Raw genomic sequence first — 20,895 nt, 5'->3', positions numbered from 1 at the left:
GCGGGGGGCTCGGATCGAGCCTGTCTCCCGACCCGCGTCGCCTGCAAGCACCGAGGTATGAAATGACTTTGAACAGCCGTCTCGAAGCACTGTTCCCAAGCGCTGACGACATTCCCGCCCAGTACCGCCCAGGCCCAGCGATCGAACAGCGAGAGTATCTCGTCAACGGTGAGCTGCGATTGTGGGAAGGTCCAGTGGCGGCCGTGCGCAGCCCGGTGTGCCTGAAAAAAGAATCAGGCCATGCGTCCGTCATTCTGGGCAGTACGCCGTTGCTGGATGCACAGGCCGCCATGACCGCGTTGGACGCCGCGGTGCAGGCTTATGACCGGGGCCAGGGTGCCTGGCCGACTCTGCGCGTGGTCGAGCGCATTCGCCACGTCGAGGCTTTCCTCAAGCGCATGCGTGAACAACGCGAAGCTGTCGTGAAGCTGTTGATGTGGGAGATCGGCAAGAATCTCAAGGACTCCGAGAAAGAGTTCGACCGCACTTGCGACTACATCGTCGACACCATCAATGCCCTGAAGGAACTGGATCGTCGATCCAGCCGTTTCGAGTTGGAACAGGACACCCTGGGGCAGATCCGTCGCGTGCCGCTGGGGGTGACGCTGTGCATGGGGCCTTACAACTACCCACTTAACGAAACGTTCACCACATTGATTCCAGCCTTGATCATGGGTAATACCGTGGTATTCAAACCCGCCAAGTTCGGCGTGCTGCTGATCCGACCTTTGCTTGAAGCGTTCCGTGACAGCTTTCCGGCTGGTGTCATTAACATCATCTACGGTAGCGGACGGGAGACTGTCAGCGCGTTGATGGCCAGTGGCAAGATCGACGTCTTCGCATTCATTGGCACCAACAAGGCCGCCAGCGATCTGAAGAAACTGCATCCCAAGCCACATCGCTTGCGGGCTGCACTCGGCCTGGATGCCAAGAATCCGGGCATCGTCCTGCCGGATGTCGATCTGGATAACGCTGTATCCGAAGCCGTTACCGGTTCCCTGTCGTTCAACGGGCAGCGTTGCACGGCACTGAAAATCCTCTTCGTGCATGAAAGTGTCGTTGACGCTTTTCTGGATAAGTTTCAATCCAGGCTTGCCCAGTTGAAACCCGGCATGCCCTGGGAAGCCGGAGTGGCTTTGACGCCATTGCCGGAGCCCGGCAAGACTGAGTTTCTCACTGGCCTTGTGGCCGACGCCGTCAGCAAAGGCGCCAGGGTGGTCAATGCCGGAGGTGGTGAAGTCTGCGAGACATTCTTCTACCCGGCGTTGCTTTACCCGGTGACCGCCGAGATGCGGGTGTATCACGAAGAGCAGTTCGGACCGGTCGTGCCGGTGGTGGTCTACCGTGACCTGGAAACGGTCATCGACTACGTCCTCGACTCGGACTTCGGCCAGCAACTGAGTATTTTCGGCAACGACCCCGCACAAGTGGGGCGACTGGTGGATGCGTTCGCCAATCAGGTGGGGCGGATCAACATCAACGCGCAATGCCAGCGTGGACCGGACAGCTTTCCTTTCAATGGTCGTAAAAACTCTGCCGAAGGCACCTTGTCAGTCCATGATGCGTTGCGGGTCTTTTCCATCCGGACGTTGGTGGCCACCAAGTTCCAGGAGAGCAACAAAGAGTTGGTCAGCGACATCATTCGTCGGCGTGAGTCGAGTTTCCTGACCACCGATTACATCTTCTAGGGGGCATGATGACTACGCGCTCCTTGATTATTCTCGACGGTGTCGGTATTCGACAGGCAACGGAGTCGAATGCTTTTGCAGCGGCCAGAAAGCCCACATTCGATGCACTTCTCCAGCGCTTTGCCAACAGCCAGATCGAAACGTCTGGCCTGGCGGTTGGATTGCCTGAAGGTCAGATGGGGAACTCCGAAGTTGGGCATATGAACCTCGGAGCAGGCCGGGTGGTTTACCAGAGCCTGACTCGAATCGATAAGGCCCTGGCGGATGGAGAGTTTGCCCGTAACCCGGCCTTGTTGGAACTGCTCCAGAGGGTAAAGACCCGTGACGGCGCTGTGCATGTCATGGGGCTTCTTTCTCCTGGCGGCGTTCATAGTCACATCGATCAGATTGTCGCGGCCTGCCGGTGTCTTGCCGAACAAGGCATCGAAAGAATCTACGTGCATGGCTTCCTGGATGGCCGGGACACGCCGCCCAAGAGCGCGCAGGCATCGCTTGATGCCCTGGAGCATGAGTTCGCTCGTTTGGGCGCAGGTCGGATTGTCTCGTTGGTCGGTCGTTACTATGCGATGGATCGCGATAACCGTTGGCCGAGGATCGAAGCTGCTTACCGTCTGATTGTTTCTGCGCAGGCTGAGCATCATGCAGCGACTGTTTCCGAGGCGTTGTCAGCGGCCTACGAACGTGGAGAATCGGATGAGTTCGTCAAGCCGACAACGATTGGGCAGCCTGTGCGCTTTGGACCCGATGACGCACTGATCTTCATGAACTTCCGTCCCGATCGTGCTCGGGAGTTGAGCCAGGCATTGATCCAACCTGACTTCGACGCATTTGAGCGACCTCTTGTTGTGCCCAAAGATCGATTGCTGACATTGACCCGCTATTCCGAAGAGCTGGATTGCCCCTGTGCATTCGGTCCTGAGACGATCAATAACAGCTTGGGCGAATACCTGGCGATTCTTGGCAAGCGACAACTGCGCATTGCCGAAACCGAGAAATACGCCCACGTCACGTTCTTCTTCAACGGTGGGAGAGAGCAACCTTTCCCTGGTGAGGAACGGATCCTGATTCCGTCACCTGACGTCGCTTCCTATGATCTCCAGCCAGAGATGAGTGCGCCGTTGCTGACGGATCACCTGGTCAGCGCCATCGCCGGCGGCACGTTCGATTTGATCGTCTGCAACTACGCTAATGGCGACATGGTGGGACACACCGGTTCTTTTGATGCCGCGGTGAAGGCCGTTGAGGTACTTGATGACTGCTTGCGCCGTGTCGTGGAAGCGACGCTGGCTGCGGGCGGCGAATGCCTGATTACCGCCGATCACGGCAATGTCGAGCAGATGCTTGATGTTGAGTCTGGCCAGGCACATACAGCGCACACCTTGAATCCCGTTCCCCTGATTCTGGTCAGTGAACAGCCCGGTCGTAGTGGGCTCAAGAACGGTCGGCTGTGTGATATCGCGCCAACCTTGTTGCAGATGCTGAGTTTGCCTGTTCCGTCGGAGATGGATGGCAAGTCGCTGCTTACCGTCTGATTGGCCAGCAGGCGCCATCAGTGCATCGCCGACCTGATGATGGGATTGGTCCCCTATCGTCGAGGCGATGCGGCTTACCACGACTCGCTCACTTTGAGCATGCGGGCATCGCCAAACCGGGTGATGCCTTTTTTTCTGAACAAACGAGAGTTTTGACGTTATGGAATGGTTTCTCAATCCAGAGATCTGGATCGCGTTTTTTACCCTGACAGTGCTCGAAATAGTGTTGGGTATCGACAACATCATCATGATTTCCATTTTGGTCAGCCGCATGCCAAAACCCATGCAGTCAAGAACACGTTTTTTTGGCCTGGCCCTCGCCATGGTTACGCGCATTCTCTTGCTGCTTTCCATCACGTGGATCATGCGTCTGACTGCTGATCTGTTTCATGTCTGGGATCAAGGGATTTCCGGTCGCGACCTGATTCTTTTCTTCGGTGGACTGTTTCTGTTGTGGAAGAGCAGCAGCGAGATCTTTCAGGAGTTGGAAGGCGGGGAGGAGGGGGGATCTGAGTTCGGTAAAAAAGGCGCCGGTTTTCTGAGCACCATTATCCAGATCGCGATTATCGATATCGTTTTTTCCCTGGACTCGGTCATCACGGCTGTTGGAATGGTTTCTCACGTACCGGTGATGATCGCGGCCATCATGGTCGCTGTCGTGATCATGATGCTTGCTGCGGGCGCAATCAGTGCGTTTATCGATAGGCATCCAAGCTTGAAGATGCTTGCCTTGGCATTCCTGATTGTCGTGGGTACGGTACTGATTGCCGATGCCTTGGGTTTTCATATACCCAAGGGCTACGTCTATTTTGCGATGGGTTTTTCACTGCTGGTGGAGACGTTGAACATTCGTGTGCGGGCCGGTCAGAAAATAGGTCCAGGCATTGAGGGTGTGGACGAGCAATGCATGGGAAGTAGAGGGCAGTGAAGGCGTTACTGATTGCACGTGTAGGAATTCAAGCATTTACCAAGGTGGTCGGATTCGCATGGGCAATCAGGTCGGACGTGTGACAGGCCCCGATACCATGAGCTCCTTCTCGCCTTGGACGTGATTCGATTAGGCTTGCGTGAAGCTACGCGGCCGCCCCCAAGACGATGAGCGGCCGCGGCGCGTTCACCTCCTACCGTTTCAACTTCGCCGCCGTCGGCGTGCCGGGCCTGACCCTGATGAACCGCTACATCAGCGGTGACAACGTGCACACCGCCACGGTCGACGATGGCAAGGAGTGGGGCCGAGAATCGGAATGGGCCTACGTGGTGCAATCCGGCGCGCTGGAAAATCTCAGCGTTAGATGGCGAAACTGGAGTATTCGCAGGGATTTCAGTACCAATGAGTTTGATGAGAACCGAATCTTTATTAATTACCCCATCTCGCTATTATAAAGCGTTTTTCGATCGCACTTCTTGATCAGTAGGCGGCGTTCAGGTAGGCCGCCACTGTTCTAAAACTCTCCGGTTTTCATGAGCGCTGGTTCCAATAGTCTCCGGGCCTGCGCCAAGGCCTCATCTTCAGTAGCTGCCATGAGCATGGGATAGCCCCAAAACTTTTCATACACGACTGCAAACGCTTTGCCCGCTAAGCGTTTGGTGAGATTTGATTCGATATGAATCGAGGCTTTGACATACTTCTTGAGCTCACTTTTATGGCGCTTCATCCACAGAGCCATTTGTTTCATTTCGTCTGGTGAGTGTTCCGGTTGCTCCTTATCCAGACCTTCGCTGCTTAGGAGGACGAAGGGTTCATTGCGGGCAATCAGGGCTTCGAACTCAGCAAGTGATTTTTCTTGGCTATCGCCCAGTGTGGTCTTTTGCAGCCAAACGAATGGAAATTGGGTGGCATCTATACGCATTTCTATAGTCCTTCGACGAGTTGCCAAACCTCTGTGATGTCTCGCAGTTTCAGGATACCCTGTAAGCGGGTCGGCGTAATTGCACAGTCTGGCCACAATATTGTTCGAATCAGCCAGATTTTTTTTTTCCTTGGCTTAGCGAAAGGCATACACCTGCTATGGCGAACATTGCTAACAAAGACACGTTTACCAAGTGGGACGTCGACAGCATTTCGCGGCCCGTCGTTGCACTCAGCGCTTCGATGGTCAGCAAGGACTGGGAGCAGGCCAGTCATCAACATCGTAAGGCGCAACTGCTTTACTCCGTGCGCGGTGTTCTCAATTGTGAAATAGAAGATGGCGTCTGGATCGTTCCACCGCAATGCGCCGTCTGGATACCCGGTGGTTTGTCACATGCGGCACGTGGCTCCGGAGAAACGGAATGTTATTGCCTGTTTGTTGAACCTGATGCCGCCCCGGATCTCCCGCGAGGTTGCTGCACGATTGGCGTATCGCCGCTGCTGCGTGAGTTGTTGCTGAAGACAGCAAGCTTCTCGGGAAGCGCAGTCATTGGCGCGCGCGAAGAACGCTTGATCGCAACGTTGTTGGATGAATTGTCGGCAGCCCCCGTGCAGGACCTTCATTTACCGATGCCTCGCGATACGCGCCTGCGCAGGCTCGCCGAAATGCTCTTGGCCGACCCTGCGGTTAAGGTTTCGGTGCACGATTGGGCCACTCGCATCGGTATGAGTGAGCGCAGCATGAGTCGGCTGTTACTGCAGGAAATAGGGATGAGTTTTGGGCGTTGGCGTCGGCAGTTGCATGTGATTCTGTCACTGCAGCGCATGGCCAAAGGAGAGAGCGTTCAAACGGTTGCATTGGAGCTCGGTTATGAGGGCCCCAGCGGCTTTATCACGATGTTCCGCAAAACCGTAGGCAAACCGCCTGTGCAGTATCTTTCCGCCCGCTCAGCCAGTACTCCCGTCGCAGCTGACTCATCGCACGTGCCGTCGATCCTGTTTCCTTGATGACGTGAAGTGGCGGCTAATCGGCCCTATCGTTTCTGGTGCTGTATTACGATCCGCCTCTCCCAAGGCATCGTGGAACGATACCGCAAACATATCTCCTTCATTACCTAATCAAAGTCAAAGTTGGCGGTGGTTACGCTCAATTCCGGCCAGAAAACGACCCATCGCGAACATTGGCTGAACTGGAAAATAATCTGGCCATACCTCGATATCTGGCAATGACTGCTTGTTGCTAGATTGCGCGACAACGAATGCTAATCAGTTTCATCTGGGATTGATTTGTCACTTCCGTTCTCCGGTCTGGTTCCGGGTGAGTTCTCGGCCTTCCTTCAAATTCGTCTCTCGACGGCTGGCCGCTGTCTGTTTTTTTATTGATAAGGAATGGCTGATGTGGATTTCGTTGACTTACTGCGGTGAGAGGCGTCATTGCGTGCCTCAGCGTCTGGTGAAAAAGCCAGTTGCTGCAGCGTTGCTTGTGTTTCTAGGTAGTTCGAGTTGTGTGATGGCGCAGGACACTATTGAAGCCGATGAGAACACACCGTCTCAGGGCACGATGATCCTCCCATCGGTGACGATAAGTGCGACAGGAACACCCGATGCCACCACGACGGAAGGGACAGGGCTTTACACCATTGGCCAGACCATGGCCGCAACTCGCCTACCGCTGACGCTGCGGGAGACGCCGCAATCGGTTTCCGTGGTAACGCGTCAGCGCATGGACGATCAAAAGCTGGATTCAGTCCAGGGAGTGCTGGAGAACACGACCGGCATCTCGTCTTACCAATCTGATAGCCAGCGCACGAGTTTTTATTCCCGAGGCTTTCTGATCGACAACATCCAGTATGACGGCATCCCGGCCGTTATCGGCGACGTCATAAACGGCAGCGGTATCAGCGACCTGGAAACCGCATTTTACGACCGGGTCGAAATTGTGCGCGGAGCGAACGGACTTCTCACCGGCACGGGCAATCCTTCGGCTGCGGTCAACTTGGTGCGCAAAAGACCAACACCAGAGTTCTCGGCCTCCACCTCTATCAGTGCGGGGTCATGGGACAGTTTTCGTGAGATGGGGGATATTTCCGTACCGCTGACAACAGACGGTCGCGTCCGAGCACGGATGGTCGGGGTCAATAATGATGGTCACTCCTACATGGATGGTTATCAAACACAAAAGCAAGCGTTCTATGGGGTCATTGAGGCAGACCTCACCGATGACACCACTTTGGATATAGGGTACGACTACCAAAATAGTTCCCCTAAGCGACCGACTTGGGGCGGCACTCCTTTATGGTTTAGCAATGGTTCAGAGGCAGAATGGTCGCGTTCCAAATCTGTGGCAGCGGACTGGAACCGCTGGGACAGTACCCGGCAGAGTGCTTTTGCCGAACTGGAACACCGGTTTGATAACGGTTGGAAAGTTAACGCTGTCATGAATCAGTACCGTACCCAGTATGACACCCAGCTAATGGGCAGTTCTGGTACACCCGATCAGAATACTGGATTAGGTACTTTTCCTAATGGCGCCTATCCCGTTGCGTTGGCTGGCAAAGGTAAAAGCCGGCAAAATACCTTTGATGTGATGGCCAACGGGCCCTTTGATTTAATGGGGCGCCAACATGACCTGGTAGTGGGCGGTATGAGTTCTCGATACACCTCGAATAAAGACGATGTCAGCCCCTTTTTTGCAGGGTTTATACCCAGCAATATCTACGATTGGAACAGCCACTTCCCCAAGCCTGACTTTGACGCAATGACGTCAATACCGACCAACACCGAGGTTAAGCAGAGCGGCTTCTACAGCACGGCGAGATTCTCTTTGGCCGATCCATTGAAGTTAATCGTTGGTGGGCGCTTCAACCGATACGAGATCGACGAAACCGCAGGCGGAACACCGTTCAGTTATAAGAAAAGTAATGAGTTTACGCCTTATGCAGGTTTGATATACGACATTAATAGTACGTATTCTGTATACATCAGCTATACCGGCATATATAACCCGCAAACATCGTTCCGAGATAGCAATGGCAACGTCCTCACGCCTACTGAAGGTAAGACGAAAGAGATTGGCCTCAAGGCTGAATACCTGGAGGGGCGCCTAAATGCGTCTGTCGCATTGTTTGACACCGAACTGGACAATGCTGCACAAGTAGATGGCAATCTTCTTACGCCAAGTGGTGCTCAGGCTTACAAAGGTGTTGATGGCACCAAGTCTCGAGGGATAGAGTTTGACATGCAGGGTGAAGTTTCTTCCAATTGGAACATCTATGCTGGCCTCGCCGCTTTCACAGCCAAAGATGGCAATGATGCCAGGCTTAATGCACAGGTTCCACGCACTACCGCTCAGATGTTCACTGCGTACAAATTACCTGGAATTTTGGATAAGCTAACGTTGGGCGCAGGCGTCAAATGGCAAAGCCGCTTCTTAAGCAGCAGTACCAGCACAAGGGTGGCGGAACAAGATCCCTATGCGTTGACGTCACTGATGGCGCGTTATGAACTGACCAAGAACATGGATGTATCAATCAATGTTAATAATGTGTTCGATAAAAAATATGCAACGCAGAAAGGGGATTTCGACACTGTCAGTTATGGGGCGCCGCGTAATGCACTGATGACATTGAATTATAAGCTGTAGCTCGTGGGTAAGCGCTGTGGCCCACTATTGGTACCTTGGAATAGATCTTTGGAAATGGCCAGGAATTTCAACGGTGAAGCCTCGCAATTCCCCGCGGAGCTAGAGCTCGCCAAGTTATATCTAGTTGCTGCAATTGTGAACTGCAGACGGGAGCATGACAGCATCGGCGGATCAATAAAGAGAATCACACCGTCAGGTTTACCTCTGCGGCCTCGTCAAACTTCAACCGGGCCGCTTCAACCTCAGGCAATTTGTCGAGCGTCCATTTATGCAATTCGCGAAATGGCTGCTGCAGAGTTTGACCAAGTGGGGTGATCTCATACTGCACTGCCACAGGCGAGAATGAGATGACCTTGCGCGAGACGAGGCCATTTCGCTCCAGCCGCCGCAGGCACTGTGTCAGTGCCTTCTGAGTAACACCCTCCAGGCGGCGTTTGATGGCATTAAAGCGGTGCGGGCCATCATCCAGCACCGCCAGAACCATCATTGACCACTTATCTGCGATCTGGTCAAACAGCGCCCGGCTTGGGCACTCCGACGAAAAACATTGTGGCTTTAATTCCAGCATCGAAGTTTCCTCATGTATACCTAGGCTACTCTAGGTGCCTAATTGACATTAGGTCTACAAAATATACTTATATGGCTTCCGAAAGCAAATGGAGCCCATACAATGGCAAACCTTGATACCAGCATTTTATTCCGTCCTTTTTCCATCGGCTCGCTTGAGCTGAAAAATCGAATTGTAATGGCGCCGATGACGAGGCAATTTTCGCCGGAGGGCATCCCCGGGGAAGGCAGCGCTGCATACTACCGGCGGCGTGCTGAAGGTCGGGCCGGATTAATTCTGTCAGAAGGGACCGTCATCGATCGTCCCGCTTCACGTAACGGTTCCGGCATTCCTTTTTTCCACGGTGAAGCAGCGTTAGCTGGATGGAAGAACGTGATCGATTCTGTTCACAATGCTGGGGGCCGTATGGGGCCGCAGCTCTGGCACACCGGCGCGGTGCGTGATGTCAGCGGCTGGGAGCCTGATGCACCGGTTGAAAGCCCATCTGGCCTCGATTCGCCAAACGAGCCGCGCGGCGTGGCGATGAGCGAAGAGGATATTGCAGACACAGTCGCTGCTTTTGCCAGGGCAGCGGCGGATGCCAAGCGGCTGGGTTTCGATACGGTCGAGATCCATGGGGCTCATGGTTATTTGATCGATCAGTTCTTCTGGGCCGGCACCAATCGGCGTACTGATCGTTATGGCGGACCAACGATCAAAGAGCGCTCCCGCTTCGCCGCCGAGATCGTGTCTGCAGTTCGTCATGCGGTCGGGCCCGAATTCCCTATCATCATGCGCGTCAGTCAATGGAAGCAGCAGGACTTTGGTGTGCGTCTCGCCGAGACCCCAGCACTGATGGAAGACTGGCTGCTGCCATTGGTTGAGGCGGGTGTCGATGTTCTGCATTGCTCGCAGCGACGCTTCTGGGATCCTGAGTTTCCCGAAATTGATGGTGAGAACGGGCTGAACTGCGCGGGCTGGGCGAAAAAAGTCACTGGAGCCACAACCATTAGCGTCGGTTCGGTTGGGCTGGATAACGATGTCACTAACGCCTTCGCCGGCAAGGGCTCAGCCCCTGCAAGCTTGGACCGCCTCGTCGAGCGCATGGAGCGCGAAGAGTTTGATCTGATCGCTGTAGGGCGTGTTCTGCTGAGTGACAAGGATTGGGTCGCCAAAGTAGAAAGTGGCGATTACGCAGATCTGAAAGGCTTCAATCCGGCATCTTTAGCCGAATTGGCTTGAGCCTCATAGCGGAGTGGGGAGTGTGAGCTCACACAGGTTTTAGTCTGAAGGCATCAGAGGCCTGGCCTCGGAGGTTGCGAGGGTGCTAGATGCCAGTCTCGTTGCATGATGGGACGTTATCAAGTGGGCGGGAGCGGCTGTTTTACTCGTTCAACCTGGGCAAGAAGTATTTAAAAATGGATCTCCGAAAAGAGGTCCATTTTTTTGGCGGAATCAAGGACCGTTCTAATTGCTGCGCAAGCGACCGCGCATCAAGTTGTCGCTTCCAAAACTGCGGCTACACTCGATCTTGCTGGCCAAGACGGATCGACGGCAGCAGTGAGTTTTCGTTGGTCCCGTTGAATTATCTATCTTCGAGACAAGGAGCAGTCATGACTTCGCTAGACTCACTTCAGCAAAGACAAATCAATCTTACCCACGCGTACGTGGTGAACAATGCGGCGCTGTCTTCGCCGGATTGGAAGAACATGAAGAACCCATCGCCGAACCAGGTCAAAGACAACATTCTTACGCGCCTTAATGGCTCCAAGGTAGGCGGCGGCTATGGCGTAGCCTGGGGGCCCGCCCTGGTCCCGGATGGCGAGCATGTGGCTCACATCACGGTGGTGCTGGTCGGCGGGCAAAACGAAAACGACATCGTCGTGGTGACGAGTGGGACCCTTGCTGATTCCCTCAAGGATCAAATAGATGACCTCGATATTTCTCCAATGGTGCCGTTGCAGAACCTCATCAAGAACTGCCCAGTGCCGGCGCACTTGGCGCAGGGGACTGCGGACGGTGTAAAGGCGATACTGGATCAGGTATCGACAATCGGTTTCCAGGGCACACTTTGCGATTTTCTGGCAAAACAGCGCAGTGGTGCGACGATCCGGTTGGTCGGGCATAGCCTCGGCGGTGCCTTGATGTCGGTTCTAGCGCTTTACTTGAAAGATAAATTCTCGAACTTCAATTTCCATTGCGAAACGATTGCTGCGCCAACGGCCGGCGATGGTATTTTTGCGAGCTATTTCAATCAGCAGATGGCCGGCAATGCGCTACGTATCTACAACACGCTGGATGTCGTTCCGATGGCATGGTGCGCAACCTCTCTCGACTTCTCCTTGACGATCTATGAGCCTACCAACGTCATCGATGAAAAAATGAAGGAAATGGTTTGCTCCAAAATCGATACCGTTACCCGTAATAACTTGAACTACACGCAATGGGGCATGGGCGGTGCAAACATGGAGCTGCGGCTCTGTGGGAAACCTCAATCCCCGTGCCCAAGCTATGAAGCGCAATCCGGCTATCAGCACATCTACGAATACATGACGCTGCTGGGGTTGCAGCTTGGTGATATCCCGATGCCGCCGCCGTCTGGCAGCTAGCGCGCAGTCTCATCGATCAGGTGTGCGAGTTGCAGTTGCCGGCATTTGTCCGGGAAATCACACAGCTGCAACTCGCTTATTCGCAGCGCTAATTTCATCCGGATCGTTCATGACGCGCGCCTCATCATTATTTTCCACATTCGCAATTCTGGACTTGTTTTTGAAGGGTACTGTGGCTACTGGCTCCTCAAGGCATGATGGGTAGCTCAATGAGATTCGGGCAACCTGAGCGAATACCTTCTTCGACAGCTCCCGCAATATCCCCAGCGCGCTCGATCCTGCGGGAAGGGATCCCCAGGGAAGAGGCGAGGGCCAGGAAATCGATCGCCGGGTCGCAGAGGTCCATGCCGATGAACTGGTGAGTGCTTGCACTTAGATAGTGCGCCTGGCTACGAGCGTAGTTCTTCAAAATGTTGTACTCGCCATTGTTCATGACAACGAACGTGACCGGCAGCCGTTCATGCGCCGCCGTCCAGAGTGCTTGCGGTGAGTACATTGCCGAACCATCACCGACCAGACAGACTACCGGGCTGCGGTCCAGGCCAAGTGACGTACCGACAGCCGCCGGCATGCCCCAGCCCAGGATGGCGCTACGGGTAAAAAGATACTGGCGGGCCGAATGGGAATCCAGGCAGGCACGGACATGAGGAATCGTGGCGGGTGCTTCGTCGACGATCCAGACGTCCGGCCCGATAGCCCGGATAACCTCGTGGGCAGCCACGAAAGGCGTTGTCACCGGAGTGTTGAATTCACGGCTGAGGCGAGCGGCGACATCGGCACGACGTGTATCGCGTTCCTGGCCCGCGACGTTTCGCAGCGTCGCGATTGCCTCGCTGTGCGGGGCCAATTTCTTGTCCAGTATCGGCAACAGCGCTTGCAAGGAAAGTCTTAAATCCCCGATCAGCCCTAGCGCTGTCTCATGGACCCTGCCTAATTGGTGCCCATCGCCGGTCAATTGGATAAGGCGACAGTGAGATGGAATAGCGGGGCCCTGGGAATATTGATAGCTGATCAACGAATGGCCGCCGAGCAGGAAGACCGCGTCGAAGTCAGCGAACGTCTCCCTGATATCGGAAGCCTTCGCAGGCAGCGTTCCCCGCCACTGCGGATGCGCCGTCGGGAACGGAATATGCCCGGGCCAGGATGGCCCGTAGACCGGCGCGCCGAGTGCTTCGGCGAGCATCACGGCTTCAACTTCCGCGCTCGACTGGATCACTTCTTCTCCAACGATAATCGCCAGACAACCAGGGGTAATTGTCGCTAAGGCAGCGGCCAATTCCTCAATCATCCCGGTCACGGCACCGCGCTCGATTCGCGATGGCGGGCCGGCCGTTACATCTGTGTGTTGCTCCATCACGTTAATCGGCAGGGAAAGGAAAACCGGGCCCGCCGGCCCCGTGCGACAGTCCTGAAACGCACGACGCAGCAGCATCGGGATGTGTTCGGGATGATGAATTTCCTCCGCCCATTTGACGCTCGGTCTGGCGAGAGCGACGAGGTCTCCGTGGAGCAGCGGGTCGGTCACGCCATGTCGTGTGTCTTGTTGGCCCGCCGTGACGACAAGCGGCGTATTCGCCATCTTCGCGTTGAGAATTGCGCCCATTGCATTGCCGAGTCCACCGGCCGTATGGAGGTTGACGAAGCCGGGGCGACCGGATGCCTGCGCATAACCGTCGGCCATCGCGACGACTGAGGCCTCTTGGAGGCCGAGGATGTATTGGATGTCTGGGGCGCCGGAGAGGGCGTCGAGCAAAGCCAGTTCGGTTGTTCCCGGATTGCCGAAGACGTGGCGTACACCTTCGCTGCGAAGCACTTCTACGAACAGGTCCGCGCCGCGTTGCCCGCGGCTGTTGGAAAGAACATTGGAACCTAAAGGCATGGCGCAGAACCTCATCTGGTCTGGAAGCTTTAATTTAGCTGGGTTTGCTGTGGTGGTTGTCGTGCGGCAATCGGATTGCCCGAGCCACGGTGATATCTGGCGATACAGCTTGGTTACCTTATTGTGCAAAGCATCAACCATTGGTCGGTTCTGTCTCTTGGCACCGATCTCTCCATTAGGCCGACTTCGCTGCATATCCCAGAGCTTATTTAATTTACGCCCGATCTTTCCAGTGACTGGCTCCGGACCGAAGCGTTACCCGTGGCCTTCAAAATCGCATTGCACAAGGCCCGGGCGACAGGTGCGTAACTGGTCTGGCTGGGCTGTGCGGCTTCGGGTGCTCCAGTGGGATTGATCAGGTGCACCGCGATCTGTCCTGGCAGCCATGAGACGAGTGGCCAACGGGTGCGATAGGCAGGTTTAGGCCGGGTATCTCCGGTGTTCGGAGCAAAATCGCAGGATGTCACAAACGCTATCCCTATCAGGCAAGCACCTATGAGTTGCGAGCGCACGCGACCAGGATTTTTCAAGAAACCCATGTCCGCGACAATGACCGCGTCATGAATGATCAAGCGGCCTTCGTCGCTCACCTCGATATCGAGAACGACCGCCATGCAGGTCTGCGCGTCATAGTGGGCAGCGATGCCTTGCGCCCGACCATGTCTTGGGGGCTTGCCCCAATGAGCTTTCTCTGCCGCTTCGGTGATGACGCTCCGCATTCGATGTCCATCGACGCATGATGGGTGCCGAGTGCCGTCGTTCACCGTCGATGCCGGATCAATCAGCGAAAGCAGGTAGTCCTTGTGATCCAGCTTGCAGGCTCGCACCTGCGCGGCCATGAATCGCTGTTCGGCGAACAGGCGCAGCAACAGGCCTTTTCTGTCCAGGCTGCTGTCGAGCGTCGATTGCCAAGTGAATGGATCAAGAGTACTGACGTGCGCATCAGGATGGCTCATTACGTTTCTCCTTCCGGCTGATGGCAAGAGGTCCAGCTAAAGTGATGTGTCCTTGGTGCCTGTAACGCTGGCACCGTAAGTGCAGTCATTGGGGGATACTTTAGTGAGAAGGATCTGACGTCAGAGTGACCGGAGGCTGACAGGAACATGTCAGGTTTTCATGGTGTCACTCCGTCACCAGTAATGGGTCGGCTCGCAGGCCTGAAGGTCAACCGCTGGCCCGCGTGACTGCGAATCACGCTGCCTCGGGTTTCTCTCCAGGCACATCTGTCGGGTCTGGAATCCCTCAGCACCCAACGAGGGGCTTCGACGCGATCATTTGCGTCGTGGCCTTGGTGCAGCGCCGAACAGTTTTTCACGGGCGCAGGACCAGGCGCAGTGCAGCCCCGTGCGCAATGCCACTGCATCGAGGGTCATGAGGCGCAAGCTGACCCCGCAATCGTTGGGCAGCGCGCTGACGCCCACGTAGCTGTCGGGCAGGCTGCTCAGGGCGTTGCGCAGGCGTTGCTTAAGGACGTCGACCGGTAGGTCATGCCCCACCAGCATGAAGGTCGCCAGCGCCTGCATGCCTTCGCTGACCCCTGGTAATCGACGGCGCATGTCCTCTCCGGTCAGCGCCAGGCGATCACCTGCCAACAGCCGGCCGTTGGGGCTGCGCACTTGCAGGTCGGCGCGATAAGCGTCGAATACCCCTGTGTTGCCTTCAGGCGCATGCAGGCAGAACGCATCGCAAAGCATCACCCTGGCCGCGGGGTGCAGGATCACCTCGACCCGGCTGTGCAGCCTGGCGTGGGGAAACAGGATCGTCGCCATTGGCAGGTATTCGAGCAAGGCGCCGCTCTTGGCTTCCAGGCTGACCACCTGCTGCGCTGGCTGTTCGAGCATGCTGTGTGCGACGGTGGCCGCACCGGTGCTGACGTGTGCCTGGCTACCGGGTTCAGCCCGCACCTGCACGTGCAGGTGTTCCCCTGCGAAGATGCCCCCCGAACAGGACTGCAGGTATACCGCTGCCATGCCTGGCGGGTCGTCGGGCAGTTTGAGCGTACGTCCCAGATGAAACGGGTAGCCCACCTGCTGCGCAGAAATGTAGCTGTCGCCATTCGGGGTTTGGCTGAAGGTAATTCGTGCCTGTGGCTCGACGGATTCGGTCAAGGGACGAAACAGCGTCTGAGGCGCGTTCATGGGCAATCGAACAGCACGGCGCGGCTGATGGCGTCGACCACCGCATCGACGCCTGCGCCCGTGGCGCAGTTGGTGAATAGCACCGGCTTTGCGCCGCGGGCCTCGGCGGATTCACGACGCATGCGTGCCAGATCGACCCCGACGTAGGGCGCCAGATCGTACTTGTTGACGACGAGCAGGTCGCAACTCAGAACTCCCGGCCCTCGTTTTCGCGGAATGTCGTCGCCCCCTGCAACGTCGATGACGAAGATCCAGTAATCCACCAGGTCCAGGGAAAAGGTCGACGCCAGGTTGTCGCCGCCGGATTCGATCAGGATCAGGTCCAGGCGCTGGAAACGCGCTTCGAGCTCGTCCGCCATCTGCAGGTTCAGCGTCGGGTCTTCGCGGATCGCCGTGTGCGGGCATGCGCCGGTTTCCACCGCGCGTACTCGCTCCGGGTCGATCAGGCCGCTGCGTCTGACTCGCTCGGCATCCTCGCGGGTCGCCAGGTCGTTGGTGATCACCGCAAGCTCCGTGCCGCGGGCAATAAAACGCGGGATCAGTTGTTCCAGCAGGCGGGTCTTACCCGAACCGACCGGCCCCCCGATCCCCACCCGTGCAGCACCGGGGTGGGGGACCGGCTCGGCGAGCGGTTGTGCATCGAGTCGGGTATTCATCATCGGGCTCCTTGTACCTTAGGGTTCAGCGCAGCATGTAGCGTTGGGCCAGCGGGACTTCGCTGACCGGCTCACAGGTCAGGCGTTCGCCATCGGCGTATACGTCGAATGTCTGCGGATCGACACGAATGTCGGGACAGGCGTCGTTGTGCAACATGTCGGATTTGCGCAAGGTGCGGGTGCCGGTGGCAGGCAGCAGGGCTTTTTTGAGGCCCAGTTTCGCTGCCGTGTCGGACTCCACGGCCAGACGATTGACGAAATTCACCGACAGAGCCTGTTTGGCCTCACCGAACGCACCCCACTGAGGGCGCATCACCAATGGCTCGCAGGTATAGAGCGATGCGGCCGAATCCCCCATCACGCCATGCACGATGAAACCACCCTTGACCACCAGTTCCGGCTTGATCCCGAAGAACGCCGGGCGCCATAGCACCAGATCGGCGATCTTGCCCGGCTCCAGCGAGCCAATGTAGCGGTCGATGCCGAACACCCGTGCCGCGTTGATGGTGTACTTGGCGATGTAGCGTTTGATCCGTTCGTTGTCGCCCAGCGCGGTGCTTTCTTCAGGCAGGCGGCCGCGCTGGTCCTTCATCTTCGAGGCCAGTTGCCAGGTGCGGCAGATGACTTCATTGATCCGGCCCATGCCCTGGCTGTCCGAGCCGAGGATCGAGATCGCCCCGGTGTCATGCAGGATGTCCTCGGCGGCGATGGTTTGCGGGCGCACCCGCGATTCGGCGAAGGCGACGTCTTCCGGCACGTCGGGATTGAGGTGATGACAAACCATGATCATGTCCAGGTGCTCGTCGAACGTGTTCACGGTGTAGGGGTTGGTCGGGTTGGTGGAGGAGGGGATGCAGTTGGCCTTGCCGGCCACGCTGATGATATCTGGCGCATGCCCACCCCCTGCACCCTCGGTGTGATACATGTGAATGGTGCGATCGCCGATGGCCGCCAGGGTGTCTTCCAGAAACCCTGATTCATTGAGGGTGTCGGTGTGCAGCTGCACCTGGAAATCGTATTCGTCGGCGACCTTCAGGCAGGTGTCGATCACTGCCGGCATCGCGCCCCAGTCTTCGTGGATCTTCAATCCCAGGCAGCCACCGCGCAGTTGCCCGAGCAACGATTCGGGTTTGCTGGAATTGCCGCGTCCCAGAAAACCGAAGTTGATCGGCCACGCTTCGCAGGCTTGCAGCATCTTGCCCACGTTCCATTCCCCGCCGCAGTCGATGCCCACCGTGATCGGGCCCAGCGAGCCGCCGATCAGGGTAGTCAGCCCTGCCGCCAGGGCGTGTTCGCACAGTTGCGCCGAGTCGAAATGCACATGCACATCGATGCCACCGGGGGTGACGATCAGACCTTCGGCGTCGCGCACTGTGGTCGCCACGCCGCAGATCAGTTGCGGGTGCACGCCGTCCATGACCTGCGGATTGCCGGCCTTGCCGATGGCGACGATCTTGCCGTCCTTGATGCCGATGTCGCCTTTGACGATGCCGATCACCGGATCGATGATCAGCGCATTGCAGATCAGCATGTCCAGTGCCCCGTCGTCGCTGTCGTGACCCGGCATCAGGCCCATGCCATCGCGCAGGGTCTTGCCGCCGCCGTGCAGGCATTCGTCGCCCGGCACCGAGTGATCGAACTCGACCTCGGCCAGCAGCGAGGTGTCGCCCAGACGCACGGCATCGCCAACGGTGGGGCCGTACATCGCGGCGTATTCCTTGCGAGTCATCGTTGCCATGGTTCAGGCCCCCTTGAAGTGTTGAGCACGCGCGCGGTCCAGCGCTGCGGCCTTGCAGGCCGGATCATGCAGGTTGCCGTTGGTCAGGCCGCTGAAGCCGTGGATGTCGCCGCTGCCGCCAAACTGCACCAGTTGCACCTCGCGCAACTCGCCGGGCTCGAAACGCACGGCAGTCCCGGCCGGGATATCCAGATGCATGCCGAAGGCGATTTCCCTGGGGAAATCCAGCGCTTTGTTGACCTCGAAAAAGTGATAGTGGCTGCCAATCTGCACCGGGCGATCGCCGGTATTGATCGCGCGCAGGGTGGCTGTGGGCCGGCCGCTGCTCAGCTGAATGTCGCCTTCTGGCGAGATGATCTCCCCCGGCGTCGGCATGATCGCCAGCGCCAGTCGGCCGGGACGGATCGGCTGGTGCACGGTGACCAGCTTGGTGCCGTCGGGAAACGTACCTTCCACTTGCAGCACCGGCAGCAGGTCGGCGACACCGGGCATCACGTCGTCGGTGGTAAGGAGGGTCGAGCCGAAGCCGATCAGCTCGGCGACGCTACGACCTTCACGCGCGCCTTCGAGAATCTCGTCGGCGATCAGGGCGCTGGCTTCCGGAAAGTTCAGGCGCAAGCCCTTGGCGCGGCGTTTGCGCGATAGCTCGGCGGCGGTGTACAGCGTCAGCCGTTCGAGTTCTGTCGGGGTCAGCAGCATGTTCAAGCTCCTGTGTTGACGGCAGGCACAGAGCCCATCGCCTCAATTGGCAAAAAGTCGGAGTTCCTGGGTTTCGTGACGCATCACGGCGATCTCTGCCATGGGGGTAAAACCGCAGGCGTCTTCAAGCTCGGGCACGGGCCAGGTGAGGATGTCCAGCAGCAGAGGCTGGATAGTGGTCAGCACCCTTTGCGCATCCAGATGGCCCATGACGCCCAGGCGTACGGCGGCACTGACCAGCCCCGTGCACAGCCCGTGAGCGGCGGCGAGTTGGCAGTGGTCGTGGTCCATGCCCAGGCGTTGCCAGAGCAACCCTTGCACCACGGCCAGATGCCCCGGTGCGTCGCCCGCCAGTACACACTGCTGGTAGGCCTCGGCGCCTGGTGTACCCATGGCCACATGCACACCCAGCAGTGACTGACCCACACGGCGCGAGCCCAGGCGCAGTTCCTCGGCCAGGGTCAAGGCTTCGATCTGTGCATCCAGCGCACATAACCCCTGAGTGTCGGTGGCCGCGTACCAGGCTGCGGACAGGAACGCCCGGTCGAAACCGGCCCATCGGTGGCGCAGCTGTCCCTCGACGAATCCGCTGACCTGCACACTGCGATCCCGATGCACGCCCCGTTGGCGACGAGGGGCCGAGATCTCTGCGCCCAGACGACCATCGGCCACCAGCGTCTCCAGCCCCCATGACCAGGCCACCGCGCCCCCTGGGAAAAAGCTGTCGGCCTGCTGCAACGCCAACAGGCTGCTGTGTAGCGGACTCATGAACGCGACACCCGGCCGTCGGCCAACATCGGTGCCAGGCGCTCCAGGTAATCCGCTTGCGGGCCATGTAGCGGGATCTGTAGCTGATCACCGGCGAAACGCACTTTCCAGTGCATGTTCCCTGCGAAATACCCCAGTTCCAGCGCTGCGCCAGCATCGCGAGGGCGCAGCGTCAGGTACTGCTGGTCCAGCATCTGCACGACGATGGCGCGCTCACCGTCGAGCATCAGCACCGAGCCGTTGCGCAACTGTTGATGGCGCTCAAGACGAATGGCGCAGTCAGTGCCACGGTCACTGGCCAGGCGCAGGCGATGACGCTGGATGTCGCTGGCCGAAAGGCTCAGGGTTTCGACCTGGCCGTTGTGGTCCAGGTCGTGCAGCCGCTCGGCGAGAGCGGGGTCGCTGGCCTGGCCGACTATGCGATCGAGTATCAACATGGCGTGGTCTCCAGTGCCGAATCAGATGGTCAGGTAGCGCAGGATGCGCTCGCGGTCCATGGTTTCACGGACCTCGCTGTGAACGAACTCGCCTTTCTCGATGATCAGGTAACGGTCGGCCACCGCCATGGCGAACGACAGCACCTGCTCGGAGACGATCAAGGAAAACCCTCGCTCTTTTTTCAGCAGGTTCAGGGCCCGGGCGATGTCCTTGATGATCGACGGCTGGATGCCCTCGGTGGGCTCGTCGAGGATCAGCACCTTGGGGTTGGAAACCAGCGCGCGGGCGATGGCGAGCTGTTGCTGCTGGCCACCGGACAGGTTGCCGCCCTTGCGTCGGCGCATCTCGAACAAGACCGGGAAATACTCGTAGATGTAGTCGGGGATCGGCGCGGCCGGTGCGCTCTGCATGCCGGTCAGAATGTTCTCTTCGACGCTTAGGTAAGGAAAAATCATCCGGCCCTGGGGCACAAAGCCGACGCCTGCCGCGACCCGGTCGTAACTCTTGCGCCCGGTCAGTTCTTCGCCCGCCAGTTTGATGCTGCCACTGCGCGCGGGGAGCATGCCCACCAGGCTCTTGAGCAGGGTGGTCTTGCCCATGCCATTGCGTCCCATGATCGCCAGGGATTCGGCGGGCGCCAGATTCAGGTCCAGATTGCGCAGCACGTGGCTGTCGCCGTAATACACGTTGAGGTTATTGACGGTCAGCATG

Annotated in this window: 18 protein-coding genes and 1 pseudogene; 8 read left to right on the top strand and 11 right to left on the bottom strand. The window is 57.6% G+C overall.

The window, feature by feature from the left end:
- Positions 1-62 precede the first annotated feature (62 nt).
- The 4 genes and pseudogenes from AC30D9_RS04225 to AC30D9_RS04210 all read left to right on the top strand — a co-directional run.
- Positions 63-1,688, top strand: coding sequence for an NADP-dependent glyceraldehyde-3-phosphate dehydrogenase (locus tag AC30D9_RS04225; RefSeq protein ID WP_490143510.1), 1,626 nt, complete (start codon positions 63-65; stop codon positions 1,686-1,688).
- A gap of 8 nt (positions 1,689-1,696) precedes the next feature.
- Positions 1,697-3,220: a 2,3-bisphosphoglycerate-independent phosphoglycerate mutase gene (gpmI, locus tag AC30D9_RS04220; protein ID WP_490143509.1), complete on the top strand. Its 1,524-nt coding sequence runs from the start codon at positions 1,697-1,699 to the stop codon at positions 3,218-3,220.
- Positions 3,221-3,380: 160 nt separating this feature from the next.
- Positions 3,381-4,148, top strand: a complete 768-nt coding sequence (locus tag AC30D9_RS04215) for a TerC family protein (protein ID WP_490143508.1) — start codon at positions 3,381-3,383, stop codon at positions 4,146-4,148.
- Positions 4,149-4,345: 197 nt separating this feature from the next.
- Positions 4,346-4,603, top strand: a pseudogene (locus tag AC30D9_RS04210) (OprD family outer membrane porin); the annotation flags it as partial.
- Between the two features lie 59 nt (positions 4,604-4,662).
- Here the strand turns inward: AC30D9_RS04210 and AC30D9_RS04205 are convergent.
- Complete coding sequence (locus AC30D9_RS04205) at positions 4,663-5,070, bottom strand: hypothetical protein (RefSeq protein ID WP_490143507.1); 408 nt, start codon at positions 5,068-5,070, stop codon at positions 4,663-4,665.
- 158 nt (positions 5,071-5,228) lie between these two features.
- Between AC30D9_RS04205 and AC30D9_RS04200 the strand changes: the two genes are divergently transcribed.
- Both AC30D9_RS04200 and AC30D9_RS04195 read left to right on the top strand, forming a co-directional pair.
- Positions 5,229-6,077, top strand: coding sequence for an AraC family transcriptional regulator (locus AC30D9_RS04200; protein ID WP_490143506.1), 849 nt, complete (start codon positions 5,229-5,231; stop codon positions 6,075-6,077).
- A gap of 388 nt (positions 6,078-6,465) precedes the next feature.
- Positions 6,466-8,712, top strand: coding sequence for a TonB-dependent siderophore receptor (locus AC30D9_RS04195; RefSeq protein WP_490143505.1), 2,247 nt, complete (start codon positions 6,466-6,468; stop codon positions 8,710-8,712).
- A 184-nt stretch (positions 8,713-8,896) separates the two neighbouring features.
- On the opposite strand, the gene AC30D9_RS04190 is transcribed toward AC30D9_RS04195, so the two are convergent.
- Positions 8,897-9,280, bottom strand: a complete 384-nt coding sequence (locus AC30D9_RS04190) for a winged helix-turn-helix transcriptional regulator (RefSeq protein WP_109753321.1) — start codon at positions 9,278-9,280, stop codon at positions 8,897-8,899.
- Between the two features lie 102 nt (positions 9,281-9,382).
- Between AC30D9_RS04190 and AC30D9_RS04185 the strand changes: the two genes are divergently transcribed.
- Together AC30D9_RS04185 and AC30D9_RS04180 are read left to right on the top strand one after the other, a co-directional pair.
- Entirely contained in the window at positions 9,383-10,501 is a 1,119-nt protein-coding gene (locus AC30D9_RS04185) for an NADH:flavin oxidoreductase (RefSeq protein WP_490143504.1), read from the top strand.
- Positions 10,502-10,872: 371 nt separating this feature from the next.
- Positions 10,873-11,868 carry a lipase family protein gene (locus AC30D9_RS04180; protein ID WP_490143503.1) on the top strand — a complete coding sequence of 332 codons (996 nt, stop codon included), beginning with the start codon at positions 10,873-10,875 and terminating at the stop codon, positions 11,866-11,868.
- Between the two features lie 187 nt (positions 11,869-12,055).
- Here the strand turns inward: AC30D9_RS04180 and AC30D9_RS04175 are convergent, their stop codons facing one another.
- The 9 genes from AC30D9_RS04175 to urtE all read right to left on the bottom strand — a co-directional run bounded on the left by AC30D9_RS04175 (position 12,056) and on the right by urtE (position 20,894).
- A complete protein-coding gene (locus AC30D9_RS04175; protein WP_490143502.1) occupies positions 12,056-13,888 on the bottom strand; it encodes a thiamine pyrophosphate-binding protein in 1,833 nt (610 codons plus the stop codon).
- A gap of 68 nt (positions 13,889-13,956) precedes the next feature.
- Positions 13,957-14,703: a hypothetical protein gene (locus tag AC30D9_RS04170; RefSeq protein ID WP_490143501.1), complete on the bottom strand. Its 747-nt coding sequence runs from the start codon at positions 14,701-14,703 to the stop codon at positions 13,957-13,959.
- A gap of 315 nt (positions 14,704-15,018) precedes the next feature.
- Positions 15,019-15,885 carry an urease accessory protein UreD gene (locus AC30D9_RS04165; RefSeq protein WP_490143500.1) on the bottom strand — a complete coding sequence of 289 codons (867 nt, stop codon included), beginning with the start codon at positions 15,883-15,885 and terminating at the stop codon, positions 15,019-15,021.
- Positions 15,882-16,541, bottom strand: coding sequence for an urease accessory protein UreG (ureG, locus tag AC30D9_RS04160; RefSeq protein ID WP_167659328.1), 660 nt, complete (start codon positions 16,539-16,541; stop codon positions 15,882-15,884). The genes AC30D9_RS04165 and ureG overlap by 4 nt, the downstream gene beginning before the upstream one ends.
- 25 nt (positions 16,542-16,566) lie before the next feature.
- The gene (gene ureC / locus AC30D9_RS04155; protein ID WP_490143499.1) at positions 16,567-18,279 is read right to left on the bottom strand and encodes an urease subunit alpha; all 1,713 of its coding nucleotides are present in this window, start codon (positions 18,277-18,279) and stop codon (positions 16,567-16,569) included.
- 3 nt (positions 18,280-18,282) lie between these two features.
- Complete coding sequence (locus tag AC30D9_RS04150) at positions 18,283-18,978, bottom strand: urease subunit beta (RefSeq protein ID WP_116832764.1); 696 nt, start codon at positions 18,976-18,978, stop codon at positions 18,283-18,285.
- Positions 18,979-19,020: 42 nt separating this feature from the next.
- The gene (locus AC30D9_RS04145; protein WP_490143498.1) at positions 19,021-19,746 is read right to left on the bottom strand and encodes an urease accessory protein UreF; all 726 of its coding nucleotides are present in this window, start codon (positions 19,744-19,746) and stop codon (positions 19,021-19,023) included.
- Positions 19,743-20,183 (bottom strand): urease accessory protein UreE, encoded by a 441-nt coding sequence (ureE, locus tag AC30D9_RS04140; protein ID WP_176687565.1) that lies wholly within the window; start codon positions 20,181-20,183, stop codon positions 19,743-19,745. The genes AC30D9_RS04145 and ureE overlap by 4 nt, the downstream gene beginning before the upstream one ends.
- A gap of 21 nt (positions 20,184-20,204) precedes the next feature.
- Entirely contained in the window at positions 20,205-20,894 is a 690-nt protein-coding gene (gene urtE, locus AC30D9_RS04135) for an urea ABC transporter ATP-binding subunit UrtE (protein WP_116832761.1), read from the bottom strand.
- Position 20,895: the final 1 nt, after the last annotated feature.

The organism is Pseudomonas sp. DF11, assembly GCF_058148565.1.
This window is presented reverse-complemented; position numbering and strand designations above follow the sequence as displayed.

What these genes read in the sequence shown, in the direction of transcription:
- AC30D9_RS04225 (WP_490143510.1), top strand. Translation starts at nt 63, where the DNA reads ATGACTTTGAACAGCCGTCTCGAAGCACTGTTCCCAAGCGCTGACGAC.
- gpmI (WP_490143509.1), top strand. Translation starts at nt 1,697, where the DNA reads ATGACTACGCGCTCCTTGATTATTCTCGACGGTGTCGGTATTCGACAG.
- AC30D9_RS04215 (WP_490143508.1), top strand. Translation starts at nt 3,381, where the DNA reads ATGGAATGGTTTCTCAATCCAGAGATCTGGATCGCGTTTTTTACCCTG.
- AC30D9_RS04205 (WP_490143507.1), bottom strand. Translation starts at nt 5,070, where the DNA reads ATGCGTATAGATGCCACCCAATTTCCATTCGTTTGGCTGCAAAAGACC.
- AC30D9_RS04200 (WP_490143506.1), top strand. Translation starts at nt 5,229, where the DNA reads ATGGCGAACATTGCTAACAAAGACACGTTTACCAAGTGGGACGTCGAC.
- AC30D9_RS04195 (WP_490143505.1), top strand. Translation starts at nt 6,466, where the DNA reads ATGTGGATTTCGTTGACTTACTGCGGTGAGAGGCGTCATTGCGTGCCT.
- AC30D9_RS04190 (WP_109753321.1), bottom strand. Translation starts at nt 9,280, where the DNA reads ATGCTGGAATTAAAGCCACAATGTTTTTCGTCGGAGTGCCCAAGCCGG.
- AC30D9_RS04185 (WP_490143504.1), top strand. Translation starts at nt 9,383, where the DNA reads ATGGCAAACCTTGATACCAGCATTTTATTCCGTCCTTTTTCCATCGGC.
- AC30D9_RS04180 (WP_490143503.1), top strand. Translation starts at nt 10,873, where the DNA reads ATGACTTCGCTAGACTCACTTCAGCAAAGACAAATCAATCTTACCCAC.
- AC30D9_RS04175 (WP_490143502.1), bottom strand. Translation starts at nt 13,888, where the DNA reads ATGGTTGATGCTTTGCACAATAAGGTAACCAAGCTGTATCGCCAGATA.
- AC30D9_RS04170 (WP_490143501.1), bottom strand. Translation starts at nt 14,703, where the DNA reads ATGAGCCATCCTGATGCGCACGTCAGTACTCTTGATCCATTCACTTGG.
- AC30D9_RS04165 (WP_490143500.1), bottom strand. Translation starts at nt 15,885, where the DNA reads ATGAACGCGCCTCAGACGCTGTTTCGTCCCTTGACCGAATCCGTCGAG.
- ureG (WP_167659328.1), bottom strand. Translation starts at nt 16,541, where the DNA reads ATGAATACCCGACTCGATGCACAACCGCTCGCCGAGCCGGTCCCCCAC.
- ureC (WP_490143499.1), bottom strand. Translation starts at nt 18,279, where the DNA reads ATGGCAACGATGACTCGCAAGGAATACGCCGCGATGTACGGCCCCACC.
- AC30D9_RS04150 (WP_116832764.1), bottom strand. Translation starts at nt 18,978, where the DNA reads ATGCTGCTGACCCCGACAGAACTCGAACGGCTGACGCTGTACACCGCC.
- AC30D9_RS04145 (WP_490143498.1), bottom strand. Translation starts at nt 19,746, where the DNA reads ATGAGTCCGCTACACAGCAGCCTGTTGGCGTTGCAGCAGGCCGACAGC.
- ureE (WP_176687565.1), bottom strand. Translation starts at nt 20,183, where the DNA reads ATGTTGATACTCGATCGCATAGTCGGCCAGGCCAGCGACCCCGCTCTC.
- urtE (WP_116832761.1), bottom strand. Translation starts at nt 20,894, where the DNA reads ATGCTGACCGTCAATAACCTCAACGTGTATTACGGCGACAGCCACGTG.